Annotated in this window: 12 protein-coding genes; 5 read left to right on the top strand and 7 right to left on the bottom strand. The window is 71.0% G+C overall.

Features of this window, described 5'->3' with window-relative positions; all coding sequences use genetic code 11:
- Positions 1-299 precede the first annotated feature (299 nt).
- Positions 300-3,872 carry a CDP-glycerol glycerophosphotransferase family protein gene (locus ACIQVZ_RS15715; protein WP_402450406.1) on the bottom strand — a complete coding sequence of 1,191 codons (3,573 nt, stop codon included), beginning with the start codon at positions 3,870-3,872 and terminating at the stop codon, positions 300-302.
- Between the two features lie 134 nt (positions 3,873-4,006).
- Here ACIQVZ_RS15715 and ACIQVZ_RS15710 point away from each other — a divergent pair, with 134 nt between their 5' ends.
- Both ACIQVZ_RS15710 and ACIQVZ_RS15705 read left to right on the top strand, forming a co-directional pair.
- A complete protein-coding gene (locus ACIQVZ_RS15710; protein WP_402450405.1) occupies positions 4,007-5,005 on the top strand; it encodes a glycosyltransferase family 2 protein in 999 nt (332 codons plus the stop codon).
- A gap of 54 nt (positions 5,006-5,059) precedes the next feature.
- Positions 5,060-6,007: a YihY/virulence factor BrkB family protein gene (locus tag ACIQVZ_RS15705; protein ID WP_402450402.1), complete on the top strand. Its 948-nt coding sequence runs from the start codon at positions 5,060-5,062 to the stop codon at positions 6,005-6,007.
- 34 nt (positions 6,008-6,041) lie between these two features.
- On the opposite strand, the gene ACIQVZ_RS15700 is transcribed toward ACIQVZ_RS15705, so the two are convergent.
- Positions 6,042-7,253 (bottom strand): D-alanyl-D-alanine carboxypeptidase family protein, encoded by a 1,212-nt coding sequence (locus ACIQVZ_RS15700; RefSeq protein WP_402450400.1) that lies wholly within the window; start codon positions 7,251-7,253, stop codon positions 6,042-6,044.
- Positions 7,254-7,395: 142 nt separating this feature from the next.
- Here ACIQVZ_RS15700 and ACIQVZ_RS15695 point away from each other — a divergent pair, with 142 nt between their 5' ends.
- Together ACIQVZ_RS15695 and ACIQVZ_RS15690 are read left to right on the top strand one after the other, a co-directional pair.
- The gene (locus ACIQVZ_RS15695; RefSeq protein ID WP_063349038.1) at positions 7,396-7,653 is read left to right on the top strand and encodes an SCO4848 family membrane protein; all 258 of its coding nucleotides are present in this window, start codon (positions 7,396-7,398) and stop codon (positions 7,651-7,653) included.
- A 91-nt stretch (positions 7,654-7,744) separates the two neighbouring features.
- Positions 7,745-9,397, top strand: coding sequence for a hypothetical protein (locus ACIQVZ_RS15690; RefSeq protein ID WP_402450397.1), 1,653 nt, complete (start codon positions 7,745-7,747; stop codon positions 9,395-9,397).
- A 66-nt stretch (positions 9,398-9,463) separates the two neighbouring features.
- Here the strand turns inward: ACIQVZ_RS15690 and ACIQVZ_RS15685 are convergent, their stop codons facing one another.
- Genes ACIQVZ_RS15685 through sdhC form a run of 4 tightly spaced genes read right to left on the bottom strand, consistent with a single transcriptional unit; the run spans position 9,464 to position 12,914 of the window.
- The gene (locus ACIQVZ_RS15685) at positions 9,464-10,237 is read right to left on the bottom strand and encodes a succinate dehydrogenase iron-sulfur subunit (protein WP_350877240.1); all 774 of its coding nucleotides are present in this window, start codon (positions 10,235-10,237) and stop codon (positions 9,464-9,466) included.
- A complete protein-coding gene (gene sdhA / locus ACIQVZ_RS15680) occupies positions 10,237-11,979 on the bottom strand; it encodes a succinate dehydrogenase flavoprotein subunit (protein ID WP_350877242.1) in 1,743 nt (580 codons plus the stop codon). The genes ACIQVZ_RS15685 and sdhA overlap by 1 nt, the downstream gene beginning before the upstream one ends.
- Before the next feature lie 54 nt (positions 11,980-12,033).
- Positions 12,034-12,525: a succinate dehydrogenase hydrophobic membrane anchor subunit gene (locus ACIQVZ_RS15675; RefSeq protein WP_350877244.1), complete on the bottom strand. Its 492-nt coding sequence runs from the start codon at positions 12,523-12,525 to the stop codon at positions 12,034-12,036.
- 8 nt (positions 12,526-12,533) lie between these two features.
- On the bottom strand, positions 12,534-12,914 hold the full coding sequence (gene sdhC / locus ACIQVZ_RS15670; protein ID WP_063349043.1) for a succinate dehydrogenase, cytochrome b556 subunit: 381 nt from the start codon (positions 12,912-12,914) through the stop codon (positions 12,534-12,536).
- Positions 12,915-13,127: 213 nt separating this feature from the next.
- Between sdhC and ACIQVZ_RS15665 the strand changes: the two genes are divergently transcribed.
- A complete protein-coding gene (locus ACIQVZ_RS15665; protein WP_402450394.1) occupies positions 13,128-13,631 on the top strand; it encodes a hypothetical protein in 504 nt (167 codons plus the stop codon).
- A gap of 22 nt (positions 13,632-13,653) precedes the next feature.
- Here the strand turns inward: ACIQVZ_RS15665 and ACIQVZ_RS15660 are convergent, their stop codons facing one another.
- The gene (locus ACIQVZ_RS15660) at positions 13,654-14,091 is read right to left on the bottom strand and encodes a 2-oxo-4-hydroxy-4-carboxy-5-ureidoimidazoline decarboxylase (protein WP_402450508.1); all 438 of its coding nucleotides are present in this window, start codon (positions 14,089-14,091) and stop codon (positions 13,654-13,656) included.
- Between the last annotated feature and the right edge of the window lie 79 nt (positions 14,092-14,170).

The raw sequence follows: 14,170 nt of genomic DNA, 5'->3' as shown, positions 1-14,170 counted from the left end.
GGGGCCGGGCCATGGGCGGTGGACCGGGGCCGCCGGACCGATGCCGAGAGGAAACCGGGGCCGAATTCATATCCCATACCGGGACGCCGTCCGGGGTCAACAGTGTGGACCAGAGAATTTCCTATGAAATTCACCGACAAAACACTAGTTCGAGTGCAATGCACAGGCAAAGGCTGTGGATATTGTCAGGGAATTCCCAGGAAAGCACGGAGGCGCCCGACGCGGTTCGCGTCGGGCGCCTCTGCGGGGCTCCCGGGGATGCTTCGGGCCACCCCCGTGCTACTTGGTGCTACTCGGTGCTACTCCGCGCGGAGCATCGCGTCGACCACCCGGGCGGAGGCCTTGCCGTCGTCCAGGTCGCAGTACGCCGTGCGGAACGCGGCGGCCTTGTCGGCGTACTCGGCCGCGACCTCGCCGACCCGGCCGAGCGCGTCGACCAGCTCCTCGGAGGTGGCCAGCAGCGGGCCGGGCGCCTCCGCCTCGAAGTTCAGGCTGAAGCCGCGCAGGTTGTCGCGGTAGTGCTCCAGGTCGTAGGTGAAGAACAGGATCGGCTTGCCGGTCGCGGCGAAGTCGAACACGCTCGCGGAGTAGTCGGTGATCAGCACGTCGGCGATCAGCAGCAGCTCCGCCATGTCGGGGTAGCTGCCGACGTCCCAGATGTAGCCGTTGCCGGCGCCCGGGATCTGACCGCACATCATGCTGTGCCGGCGCACCAGCAGCACCTGGTCGTCGCCGAGCGCGGCCTTGGCCGCCGCCAGGTCGAGCCGCAGGTCCAGCTGGTACCCGCCGTTCGGCCGGCGCCGGTCCTCGCGCCAGGTCGGCGCGTAGAGCACGACCTTCTTGCCCTCGGGCAGGCCGAGCCTTTCGCGCACCTGTTCGGCGGTCTTCTCCCGGTCGGCCGCGAAGAGCAGGTCGTTCTTCGGCGAACCGCTTTCGAGGATCTCGCCCTTGTAGTCGAACGCGCGTCGCAGGATCGGGGCCGACCAGCTGTTGCCGGCCGCCAGCAGACTCCAGCTCGGCACCTCCCGGGCGAGGCCCTTCAGGTAGTTCGCATCCGTGAACCAGACCTTCTCGAAATCGAGGCCGATCTGCTTCAGCGGGCTGCCGTGCCAGGTCTGCAGGACCACCTGGCCGGGGCGGCGGACGAAGAAGTCGGGCAGGTGGGTGCTGGTGACGATGTACTTGGCGGTCGCCAGCGCCTCGAACCACTCCGGGCTCCACAGCCGGATCGCGCTCGCCGACTGCGGCAGATCGGCCTGGAGGTCGTCACTGCCCCACAGGTGCTCCAGCGGCAGGCCGCGGCGGACCAGCTCCTCGTGGACCGCCCGCGGCGAGTCGGCGTACAGGCCGCCGAGGCCGACGTTGTACAGCACGGTGTCGCGCACCGGGTGCCGGCGGGCGTTCGGGTAGTCGACGAACCGCAGCTGGCGCAGCCGGTAGCCGCTGCGCTCCTCCGGCAGCAGCGCCGAGTGCGACTCCAGGGAGAGGCCGTCGTGGTGGCGGCGCTCCAGCACGATGCGCTTGCCCCGGGACTCCACCTCCAGCGGCATCGCGCCGAAGCAGTCCGGCGAGATCAGCGCGTACGAGCTCGGAAGCTCCTCGGCCACGGCGCCGACCGGGCGGAAGAAGACGTTCCAGGTGCCCTGGGCGAGCGGCACCCGGCCGGCGAAGGAGGCCGTCGGCACCGCGGGCAGCGCGGTCCGGAACCGTCCGTCCGCGATCTCCACCGGGTAGACGTGCTCCTCCTCGCGCCAGTCGTGGCGGACCACCAGCTCCCAGCGGTGCGCACCGGACAGCGGGAACGAACCGCTGAGCAGGAAGCCGTCCGCGCCGCGGGCGGAGACCTCGTCCACCACCGGCTGCAGCAGCTGGTCGGAGAACTGCAGGTACCCGCTGGGGGAGGGCTTGGAGTAGAGCGCCCGGCGCCGGTCGGCCGGGGCGTCCGGGTTGAGCGGCAGGTGCAGCTGCGCCGGGGCGTTGCGGTCGTCCCAGGTCACCGGGACGGTGCTGCCGTCGGCCAGCAGCAGCGCGGTGTCCCAGCGGTCACGGCCGCGCTCGGCGGCCACCGGGTCCAGCTCGGCCCAGGCCTCGCGGACGGCGGTCAGCTCGGCCACCGGGAAGGACACGCTGAACGGCTGCAGGCTGCCGACCGGCGCGCCCAGCTCCAGCGGGAAGGCCAGCTCGCGGTCGGACTCGACGTGGGTGAGCCGCAGCCGGGCCCCGGCGAAGCTGGAGCCGGAGCGGGCCGCGCCCGACACCTCGACCCGGCCGCCGTGCGAAGCCAGGCCGGTCACCCGGGCCTTGACCGTCTCCACCCGCAGGTAGACGGAGCCGTCCCGGACCCACGGCACGATCCGCACGTCCGGCTCGACCCAGTGCGCCGGGATGTACTGCGCGGTGTCGCTCCAGCCGGCCCAGACCCGGCCCTTGTAGACGCCGCCCTTGCCCGCGCCGGCCACCAGGACGCGCCAGTTGCCGTCCTTCCACTGGCCGCGGTGCTTGAGCTTCTTCGGGTCGATGCCGACGGTGAAGCCGGCCCAGTCGCAGCTGTACAGGTCGTGGTGGCAGCTGGCGGTGGCCTCGGGGCTGTACTGGGTCTTCATCGGCACCGCGATCACCCGGCGGCCCTTGGCCTCGCGCAGCACCAGGGTGCGGACCATGTCGTGCTTGCCGGCCGCGCCCAGCTGCTCCGGGTACGCGTGCCCGGTCAGCTGCAGCCGCCCGCCGACCCAGGCCGTCTCGTACAGCCGGCTGCGCATGACCAGCGAGTTGTCCAGCTTGAGCACGCCGGACGGCACGCTCTTGCGACCGCCGCGCAGGAACGGGTAGTCGGCGTACGGGCGCAGCAGACCGCGGGCCTGGACACCGCCGTTGCTCTCGCCCTCGTACTTGATCTGCTCGACGAACTCGTCGATCCGGCCCTGGAGGGTCAGGTGGTACTTGAGCCGCAGCGGCGCCCGCAGCTTGCGGACCTGCTCGGGGCCGATCGCCCGCAGCAGCCGGCTGACGTTCTTGATGTAGGCGTCCCGGTACTCCTTGTCGCCGTCCACGACGGACCAGAAGAACATCGGGATCTCCTCGACGAGGGTGTTCTCGTCGTAGGAGCGCAGGTACTGGGCGAAGCGCGGGTCGGTCTGCTTGCGCAGCCAGCCGCGGACCAGCTCGACCGAGGCGACGCGGTCGACCAGGCCCTTGGGGTTGGTGCGCATCTGGGTGATCGACATCTCGCCGACCTCGCGCTCGCGCCAGTGGTAGATCGGCTCGCAGAGCACGTCCACGCTCTTGGCGAGGTAGTGGTGCGGCACGCTGACCGGCGCGTCCTCGTACAGGATGCCCTCGGGGTAGAGGATGCCGGCCGCGTCGAAGAAGGAGCGGCGGTACACCTTGTTCCACGCGGTGCGGTCGGTGACCAGCGCCGGGATCTCGGTGATGTGCGTCTTGAGCTTGGTCTCCCTGAACGGCTTCGAGTGCCCGCCGGACTGGTAGTAGCCCACCGCGCGGAACCGCAGCACGTTGCCGGTGGCGAAGTCCGAGCCGGTCTCGTCCAGGGTGTTGATCATCAGCTCGTACGCGCTCGGCGGCATCGAGTCGTCACTGTCGACGAAGCACAGGAACTCGGCGTCCGGGTCGATGTGCCGGATGCCGGTGTTGCGGGCCGCGCCGAGGCCCTTGTTCACCTGGCGGACCAGCCGGAACCGCGAGTCCTTGGCCGCGTACGCCTCGGCGAGGGCCGCGCTGTCGTCCTTCGAACCGTCGTCGACCATGACGCACTCGAAGTCCGTGAAGGTCTGGGCGGCGATCGAGTCGAGGCATTCGACCAGGTAACGCTCGACGTTGTAGATCGGAACGACGATGGAGAGGCGGGGAGCCATCGGCTACGCAGGCCTTTCTCGGGAAGGAGCGTGGCAGCCCGGTGAGGGCCTGACCGCACTTTGGATCGGTGCGTACGTGCGCACCGATCCTACCTCCGGGCCATGGGGCCCTTCGGGGCCACTACGCTGGGCCCGTGCCCCGCTTCAGCGTGATCGTCCCCGTGTACCAGGTTGAGGACTACCTCGCCGAGTGTCTCGACTCGGTGCTCGGCCAGGGCGGCCCCGACCTCGAACTGATCGCGGTGGACGACCGCTCCCCGGACGGCTGCGGCCCGATGCTCGACGAGGCCGCCGCCGCCGACCCGCGGATCCGGGTGCTGCACCTGCCCGAGAACGTCGGCCTCGGCCGGGCCCGCAACGCCGGCCTGGAGGTCGCCACCGGGGACTACGTGATCTTCCTCGACAGCGACGACACGCTCACCCCCCAACTGCTCAAGAGCGTCGACGACCGGCTCGCCGCCACCGGCGACCCGGACGTCCTGGTCTACGACTACGCCCGCACCTACGCCGACGGCCGGATCACCCGGGCCGCCTCCGCTCACGTGTTCGGCGCCGCCTCCCCGGACGTCTTCGACCTCGCCGCCCGCCCCGACCTGCTCGACCTGCTCCAGGTGGTCTGGAACAAGGCCTACCGCCGCGACTTCGTCACCGCCCAGCAGCTGGTCTTCCCGGCCGGCTACTACGAGGACACCCCCTGGACGTACCCGGCGCTGCTCGCCGCGGCCCGGATCACCCTGCTCGACGAGGTCGGCGTGCACTACCGCCAGCGCCAGGAGGGCGGCAACATCCTGGCCACCGCCAGCCGCAAGCACTTCGACGTCTTCGCCCAGTACGACCTGGTCTTCGCCTTCCTGGACGGCCGCCCCGACCTCGACCACTGGCGCCCGGTCGTCTACGGCCGGATGCTGCACCACCTCAACACCGTCGTCTCCAAGCCCGGCCGGGTCCCGCCCGGCGACCGCCGCGAGTACTTCCGCCGCGCCACCGCCCACTGCGCCCGGCTCCGGCCGGCCGGCTACCGCCCGCCGCCCGGCGTGGACGGCGTGCGCACCGAACTGCTCAGCCACGGCCGCTACGGCGCCTACCAGGCCGTCCGCGCCCTCGCCCGGGCCCGCCGCCTGGTGAAACGCTAGAGTCTGCGCCGAGTCTGACGGCCATTCGGAGGAAGGACCGGTATAACCGGTCGGGTGGACTTCCTGACCCGCCTCCCGGTCATCGGCCCGCTCGTCACGTGGGTGCTGCGCAGCCGCCCGTACCGGGTGTACGAGTACTTCTCCGCCGCCCGGGGCAACCGGCTGGCCGGTGCGGTCACCTTCTTCGGCTTCCTCGCCCTGTTCCCGCTGCTCACGGTGGGCCTGGCGATCGCCGTCTCGACGCTCAGCAGCAGCCAGGTGGCGGACCTGCAGAAGCACATCTCCGACCAGCTGCCGGGCATCTCGGAGGCGCTCAACCTGCCGTCCCTGGTGGCCAACGCGGGCGCCGTCGGACTGGTCAGCGGGGCGCTGCTGCTGGTCTCCGGCCTCGGCTGGGTGGACACCATGCGCACCTCGGTCCGGGACGTCTGGCAGCTGCCCGACGACGACACCAACGTGGTGCTGCGCAAGGGCCGGGACTGCGCGGTGCTGGGCGGCCTCGGCGTGGTGTCGCTGATCTCGGTGGGCGCCTCCACCGCCGGGACGACGCTGGCCGGGCGGATCGCCGACTGGACCGGCCTGCGCAGCGGCTACCTGCTGACCGGGGTCGGCGTGCTCATCGCCATAGCGTGCGACACGCTGCTCTTCGCCTACCTGCTGGCGCCGTTCCCCGGGATCCGCGGCCAGCGCCGGCGCGACGTGCTGCAGGGCGCGCTGATCGGCGCGGTCGGCTTCGAGCTGCTGAAGGTCCTGCTCGCCTCCTACCTCGGCTCCGTCGCCGGGAAGAGCCTGTACGGGGCCTTCGGCGTGCCGGTGGCGCTGCTGCTGTGGATCAACTTCGTCTCCCGGCTGCTGATGTACTGCGTGGCCTGGACGGCGATGGCCGATCCGGTGGCCGCCCGGGAGCGCACCCGGGAGCACGCCCGGGCGCTGCTGGCGGCGGCCGACGAGGCGGAGACGGCCGCGGGCACGACGGCGGCCCGGCCCCAGGAGAAACCCTGAGACCGGGCCGTCCGTCCGGCCGTCCGGCCGACCGTCACCAGCCGGCCGGCCCGCGGCGGCCGCGCCGCAGGACCAGCACCCCGTAGCCGGCCACGGCCGTCACCAGCGCGACGGCCAGCCAGCCGCCGACGCCGAGCCCGTCGTCCTCGGCGGCGGCCGGGGCGGCGGTGGGGGCGGTGCCGGGCCGGGTGGCGGGGGTGGAGTGCGGCGGGGGCGCGCCGGCGGCGCCGCCGGCCTGGCCGGAGGGCTCGCCGTCCGGCGGGAGCTCGTCGACCAGCTTGCCGACCGGCTGCACCTTGCCGGCCGCCGCGAAGCCCCAGTCCAGCAGGGCCGCGGTCTCGTCGTAGACCTTCTGGTAGCTGTCCGGGTGCATCACGGTCACCAGCAGGGTGCGGCCGTTGCGCTCGGCGGCACCGACGAAGGTCGAGCCGGCGTTGGTGGTGAAACCGTTCTTCACGCCGATCAGGCCGGGGTACTTGCCCAGCAGGCGGTCCGTGTTGGCGATCCCGAAACTGCCGCGCTGGCCGGTGTTCTTGTCCACCGCGCCCGGGAACTGCGCCTCCCGGGTGGCGCAGTACATCCGGAAGTCGGGGTTGCGAAGGCCGGCCCGGGCGAACAGCGACAGGTCGTAGGCCGAGGAGAGCTGGCCGTCCATGTCGTAGCCGTCCGGGGAGATCACCCGGGTGTCCCGGGCCTGGAGGGCGTCGGCGCGGGACTGCATCTCGGTGACGGTCTGCTCCACGCCGCCGTTCATGTGCGCCAGGACGTGCACGGCGTCGTTGCCCGAGCTCAGGAACACCCCGCGCCACAGGTCCTCGACCCGGTAGTCCAGGTTCTCCTTGATGCCGACCAGGCTGCTGCCGTCACCGAGCCCGAGGATCTCCTCGTCGGCGACCTTGTGCACCGTGTTGCGGTCGAACTTGGGCAGCACGGTGTCGGCGAAGAGGATCTTCAGAGTGCTGGCCGGGGCGAGCCGCAGGTGCGGGTTGCTGGCCGCCAGCACGTCGCCCGACGTGGCGTCGGAGACTATCCAGGACTGGCCGGTGAGGTCCCTCGGCAGGGCCGGGGCTCCGGCCAGCGGGGAGACCTGGACGCCGGAGCGCCCGAGCCGCTCGCCGCCGACCGAGGGGGCGGCCGGCGGCGGCTCCTGCGGGGCTGCGACCGCCCCGGGGGCGGCGAGCAGGGCCGGGAGGGCCGCGGCGGTCGCGACGAACAGATGCGCGAATTTCTGACGACGTGTGGACACGCGCAGACCGTACCCACTTCGCGGCATCCGCTGTGCGCCACACCGGGCCGGTCCTCCGTATGAGGGGCCCGCCCTACGCCGATCGGCGGTCCGCGCATACTGGGGGACGCACCCCGCCACCACACCCCCGACGAGGACCCCCATGAAGCTCAGCCGCCGCACCTCCTGGTTCCTGACCGCCTTCGGCGTCTGGTCGATCATCATCTGGACCACCTTCGTCAAGAACCTCTGGAAGGACTCCGGCGGCCAGGCCTTCACCAACGGCGACCACTCCCAGCCCACCGCCTTCTTCTGGATCCACCTCCTCCTCGCCGTCACCTCCTTCCTCCTCGGCATCGCCGTCGGCGCCATCGGCCTGCGCGGCCTCCGCGCCACCCGCCGCACCCCGGCCACCGACTGAATCTCCGTTGCCGCTGTCGGTCCCCACTGGAAAGATCCTCACCGCTCGTACACGTAACGGGATCTCTCGATCAAAGGGGTGGGGTACTTCCATGACACTTCGGCATGCCCGCAGACTCGGCGGGGTGACGGCGGCCGCGATCGCGGCAGGCCTGCTGGTTGCACCGGGGGCGGCTGCGGTACCGGGAACGGCGGTCACTGACCCGAAGGCACTGCCCGCACCGGGCTTCGCCGCCACGGGCCTGCACACCGACGCCTGCGACGACACCACCGCCCCCGGCTGGCTGGGGGTCGCGAATCCCGCGCTGACCGTCACCGCCACCTCCGCACAGGTGCGCTTCGCGGTTTGGGACGACTCGACCCCGGGTCACGACCAGATCGTCGACACCACCACCGGCACCAGCGCCGGCACGGCCAAGCTCCCCACCAGCGGCCTGGCGGACGGCCACAGCTACTCGTGGAAGGCCTGGTCCGCGGACTCCTCGGGCACCGGAGAGCCGACCGCGACCTGCCACTTCCGGGTCGACCTCACCCACCCGGGCCTGTCCGTCTCCTCCACCGACTTCCCGGAGAGCGGCTCGGGCACCACGCCCGGCAAGTACGCGGGCGAGAACGGCGTCTTCACCCTCAAGGGCACCGACGCCGCGCCGGCCGGCGGCCAGGCCTCCGGGGTCGCCTGCTACCGGTACGTGCTGAACGGCACCCTGGGCGTCGGCTGGGACTGCGCCTCCGCGAACACCGTGAAGGCGGGCGCCGGCGGCAGTGCCGCACTCACCCTCAAGCCCAAGGACTGGGGCACCAACGTCCTCACCGTTCAGGCGATGGACAACGCCGGAAATGTCGGCCAGCCGGCCACCTACACCTTCTACGCTCCTTGGGACTCGCGCCCCAAGCCGGCCGCCCCGGGTGACGTCAACGGCGACGGTGTGCCCGACATCCTGCTCCCGGACGCCCAGGGCAACCTGCAGATCATCAGTGCCGGCGCGACGGACACCACTGCGAGCTCCACCATCCCGGGCGCGCTCGCCCCGCTGGGGGCCGGCTGGCAGGACGACCTGGTGCTGCACCGGGGCTGGGCCAACACCCACGGCCCCGGTGATGACCTGCTGGTGCGCCCCAAGGGCAACCCGCAGTTCCTGTACGTCTACGCCAACGGGCACCAGGGCGACTTCAGCGGCCAGAGCCCCACCCTGGCAGGGAAGCCGTCCGAGTGCATCGACTCGGCCGGGGAGTCGATCGCCTGCCCCGGCGACTACGCCGCGGACTGGTCGGGCGCCGACCAGCTCGTCCCGGTCGGCGGTCGCTTCGGTGCCGCCCACCCGTCCCTGCCGGTTCTCGTCTCGGTCGAGCACGGCAAGCTCTACGCCTATGTCGACAGCTCCCGCAGCTACGTCGTCGCCCAGCCCATCGCCACCACCGGCGACTGGAGCGGCTACGACCTGATCGCCCCGGGCGCGGACGCGGCCGGCAACCTCACCCTGTGGGCGCGCGACCGGGCCACCGGCGACCTGCACGCCTACCCGGTCCCGAGGAAGTCGAACGGACTGCTCGACTTCTCCGCCCTCGCCGACCCCACCGTCGGTGTGGTCGCCACCGGCTTCACCACCGCCGCCTACCCGACCCTCGGCAGCTCGGGTGACGGTGACGGGGACGGCGCGCCGGACCTGTGGGCCGTGACCGCCGACCGGCACCTGGTGACCTTCAGCGGCTGGTCCGCCCCGAAGGACCTCGGCGCGCTGCGCTGAGCCCACGGCGAAGGCCCCCGTCCGATCGGATGATTGGGCGGGGGCCTTCGCGGTGTCAGACGGAGATCAGAAGCGGCGGGTGACCAGCGCCCGCTTCACTTCCTGGATCGCCTTGGTGACCTCGATGCCACGCGGGCAGGCCTCGGAGCAGTTGAAGGTGGTGCGGCAGCGCCACACGCCCTCACGGTCGTTGAGGATCTCCAGGCGCTGCTCGGCGCCCTCGTCGCGCGAGTCGAAGATGAAGCGGTGCGCGTTCACGATCGCGGCCGGGCCGAAGTACTGGCCGTCGTTCCAGAACACCGGGCAGGACGACGTGCACGCGGCGCACAGGATGCACTTGGTGGTGTCGTCGAAGCGCTCGCGCTCCTCGGCGGACTGCAGGCGCTCGCGGGTCGGGTCGTTCCCCTCGGTGATGAGGAACGGCATGACGTCCTTGTACGCCTGGAAGAACGGGTCCATGTCCACGACCAGGTCCTTGAGGACCGTGAGGCCCTTGATGGCCTCGATCGTGATCGGCTTCTCCGGGTTGACGTCCTTGATCAGGGTCTTGCACGCCAGCCGGTTGCGGCCGTTGATCCGCATGGCGTCGGAGCCGCAGATGCCGTGCGCGCAGGAACGGCGGTAGGTGAGGGTGCCGTCCTGCTCCCACTTGATCTTGTTGAGCGCGTCCAGGACGCGCTCCTTCGGGTCCAGCGTCAGCTGGTAGTCGACCCACACCGGGTCCGGGTGCTCCTCCGGGTTGAACCGGCGGATCCGGAAGGTGACGGTGATCAGCTCGACGCCGCCCGCCTCGACCGCGTCCAGAGCGGCCGAGTGCTTCTCCACGGTAGGAGTGCTCATCAGTACTTACGCTCCATCGGCTGGTAGCGGGTCGTGACGACCGGCTTGTAGTCGAGGCGGATGGAGGTGCTGCCGTCGGCGGCCACCTCCTGGTACGCCATGGTGTGCTGCATGAACTTCACGTCGTCACGGGTCGGGAAGTCCTCGCGGTAGTGGCCGCCGCGCGACTCCTCGCGGGCCAGCGCGGAGACGGCCAGCACCTCGGCCAGGTCGAGCAGGTTGCCCAGCTCGACGGCCTCCAGGAGGTCCGTGTTGTACCGGAAGCCCTTGTCCTGGATGGAGACGTTCTTGTAGCGCTCCTTCAGCGCGGCGATGTCCTCGACCGCCTGCTTCAGGGTGGCGCCGGTGCGGTACACCATCGCGTTGGCGTCCATGGTCTCCTGCAGCTCCTTGCGGATCTGCGCCACGGACTCGGTGCCGGCGGCCTCGCGCAGGCCGTCGACCAGGGTCTGGACCTTCTCGGCCGGGTTCTCGGGCAGCTCGACGAACTCGTGCACGTTGGCGTAGTCGGCGGCGGCGATGCCCGCGCGACGGCCGAACACGTTGATGTCCAGCAGCGAGTTGGTGCCCAGGCGGTTGGCGCCGTGCACGGACACGCAGGCGACCTCGCCGGCCGCGTACAGGCCCGGGACGACGTCGGTGTTGTTGCGCAGCACCTCACCCTCGACGTTGGTCGGGATGCCGCCCATGGCGTAGTGCGCGGTGGGCTGGATCGGGATCGGGTCCGTGTAGGGCTCGATGCCGAGGTAGGTGCGGGCGAACTCGGTGATGTCCGGGAGCTTGGCGTCCAGCTGCTCCGGCGGCAGGTGGGTCAGGTCCAGGTAGACGTGGTCGCCGTCCGGACCGCAGCCGCGGCCTTCGCGGATCTCGGTGTAGATCGCGCGGGAGCAGACGTCACGGGACGCGAGGTCCTTCATGACGGGGGCGTAGCGCTCCATGAAGCGCTCGCCGTCCTTGTTGCGCAGGATGCCGCCCTCGCCGCGGGCGCCCTCGGTGAGCAGGATGCCCATGCGCCAGATGCCGGTCGGGTGGAACTGGAAGAACTCCATGTCCTCCAGCGGCAGGCCGCGGCGGTACACCAGGGCCTGGCCGTCACCGGTGAGGGTGTGGGCGTTGGAGGAGACCTTGAAGAACTTGCCGGTGCCGCCGGAGGCGAACACGACGGACTTGGCCTGGAAGACGTGGATCTCGCCGGTGGCCAGCTCGTAGGCGACGACGCCGGCCGTCTTGCCCTCGTTGATGAGCAGGTCGAGGACGTAGAACTCGTTGAAGAACTCGACGCCGTGCTTGACGCAGTTCTGGAACAGCGTCTGGAGGATCATGTGACCGGTGCGGTCGGCCGCGTAGCAGGAGCGGCGGACGGGGGCCTCACCGTGGTTGCGGGAGTGCCCGCCGAAGCGGCGCTGGTCGATCCGGCCCTGCTCGGTGCGGGAGAAGGGCAGGCCCATCTTCTCCAGGTCGAGGACGGCGTCGATGGCCTCCTTGCACATGATCTCGGCGGCGTCCTGGTCGACCAGGTAGTCACCACCCTTGACCGTGTCGAAGGTGTGCCACTCCCAGTTGTCCTCCTCGACGTTGGCGAGGGCGGCGCACATGCCGCCCTGGGCCGCGCCGGTGTGGGACCGGGTGGGGTAGAGCTTGGTCAGGACGGCGGTGCGGGTGCGCTGCGTCGACTCGATGGCCGCGCGCATGCCGGCGCCGCCGGCGCCGACGATGACGGTGTCGTACTGGTGAATCTGCATGGGGGTTCTAACTCGCCTCTGGCCTCTGCCGATTGCCGATTAGATGCTTTGTCGTCAGATGTTGGGGTCGAAGGTGAAGATCACCAGGGTGCCGAGCAGCACGGTGAAGACCGTGGCGGTACCCATGAGCCCCTTCAGCCAGAGCCGGGTCGAGTCCTTCTCGGCGTAGTCGTTGATGACCTGCCGCATGCCGTTGGCGCCGTGGAGCATGGCGAGCCAGAGCATCGTGAGGTCCCAGACCTGCCAGAACGGCGAGGCCCAGCGGCCGGCCACGAAGGCGAAGCCGATCTTGGAGACGCCGCCGTCGAGCACCAGCATGATCAGCAGGTGGCCGAGGATCAGGACCACGAGGACGATGCCGGACAGGCGCATGAAGAGCCAGGCCAGCATCTCGAAGTTGGTGCGGGTGCGGCGCGGGGTCTTCGGGGTCCGCTTGCGCGGCGGCTCGATGACGAACGCGTCGGCCGGGTTGCCGGTGCCGAGGCCCTTGCCGGTGTGCGCCTGCGCGGAGGGGACGACCAGCGCGTCGGAGTATTCCGTGGACATGTGTCAGCTCACTTCCCGAACCAGGAGATCAGCGTGTGCTGCAGGATCCCGTAGAAGGAGCCGGCCATCAGCACGACCCAGACCGCCACGACGGTCCAGAGCATCTGCTTCTGGTACTTCGGGCCCTTGGACCAGAAGTCCACGGCGACGACCCGCAGGCCGTTGAGGGCGTGGAACAGGATGGCGGCCACCAGGCCGTACTCCATCAGGTTCACGAGAGGAGTCTTGTACGTCTGAATGACGGTGTCGTACGCCTCGGGCGACACTCGCACCAGAGCGGTGTCCAGGACATGGGCGAACAGGAAGAAAAAGATGAGGACGCCGGTGACTCGATGAGCCACCCAGCTCCACATGCCTTCCCGGCCGCGGTACAGCGTTCCAGCCGGCACGGAAAAACCCTCCGGAAGCGATTGGGGGCTCGGCCGGCTTCGGTGTCGGTCAGCCCGGCCAGGTACGGTCCACCGGCCGCCAGCATCCTATCGACGCCGCGTCGCGAACCGCCTCCGGGGGTCTCAGGTGTGATCAATCAGGCACGACTGGCCTAGCCGGACGGGAACCAGCGGCACTTTGGTCGCTCTGGGTGATGGCTCGACTGCGTTACGGTGGCGGCCCGCTCCGCCACCGGCGCCGCCTCGCCCTCGCCGGCCCCGGGCTACCCGTACGCGGAGACGGACCTGAGCGTGGCCCGGGCCGCCGACCCCAGGGGCGGCGTGTACGGCGGGCTGCTCGGCTACCGGACGGGGCGGGCGGCCGTGCTCCAGGCGGAGCTGGAGAAGCTGTTCGGCCCGTGCGCCGCGTTCACCTCGATGGCCCCGGCGCCGCCGGCCGAGAAGCCGGGGAAGAAGGCGCCGATCCGGACCGGGCACCGGCTGAACCGCGAGGACACGCCCACCCCCGGGGGAGCGGACGCCGCGCTCGGATTCACCCTGACGAATGAATCGGGGAGCGCGGTGCTCTCGCGGCGTGCGGTGCTGGCCCGGATCGGGCCGGCGCTCGCGGTGTTCACCACCTTCGGGGTCGCCGCCGAGCCGGCCGCCGCGCCGGACGAGGTGATCGTCCGGCGGCAGGTGGCCAAGCTGCGGGCCGCGCAGGCGAAGAAGAAGTAGCGGGCGGGATGGGGGAGGAGGCTCAGCGGGCCCCGGCCTCCGAATGGGTGGCGACCAGGTGCTCCAGTCGGGTGAGGGCGATCCGGCGGAGCTCGTCCGCCGCGATCAGCCGCTCCTCGTCCGGGTCGTTGGCCAGCCGGGTGCGGATCGAGGAGAGCACGGTGTCGAGCATCTCCTCCGGGGCCACGCCCTCCAGGCAGACCACGAAGACGTGGCCGAACCTGGCCTCGTACGCGGCGTGGGCGGCCCGCAGCGCGGTGTGCGCGGCCTGGCTGCCCGGCGCCCGCATGCCGAGCAGCGGTTGCGGCATCCAGCTCTCGTCGGCGAGCGCCTCGGCCAGGTCGGCCGGGCGGAGGTCGTAGGAGGCCTCGCTGGCGGCGGCCAACAGGGACTCTATGTCGGGGTAGGGCCGGTGCGCGGTGAGCCGCAGGGCCCAGCGGTGGCTGCCGCAGCAGGCCAGGAGGGCCTCCTCGGCGGCGCCGGCATCGGCTTCGTTGAAGCGGTGCAGCCCGAGGAGGGTCGGCTCGGAGCTCGGATCG

The organism is Kitasatospora sp. NPDC098663, assembly GCF_044760075.1.
Taxonomy (GTDB): Bacteria; Actinomycetota; Actinomycetes; order Streptomycetales; family Streptomycetaceae; genus Kitasatospora.
Note: the sequence above shows the minus strand (reverse complement) of the source record. Positions and strands in the feature narration are given on the sequence as shown.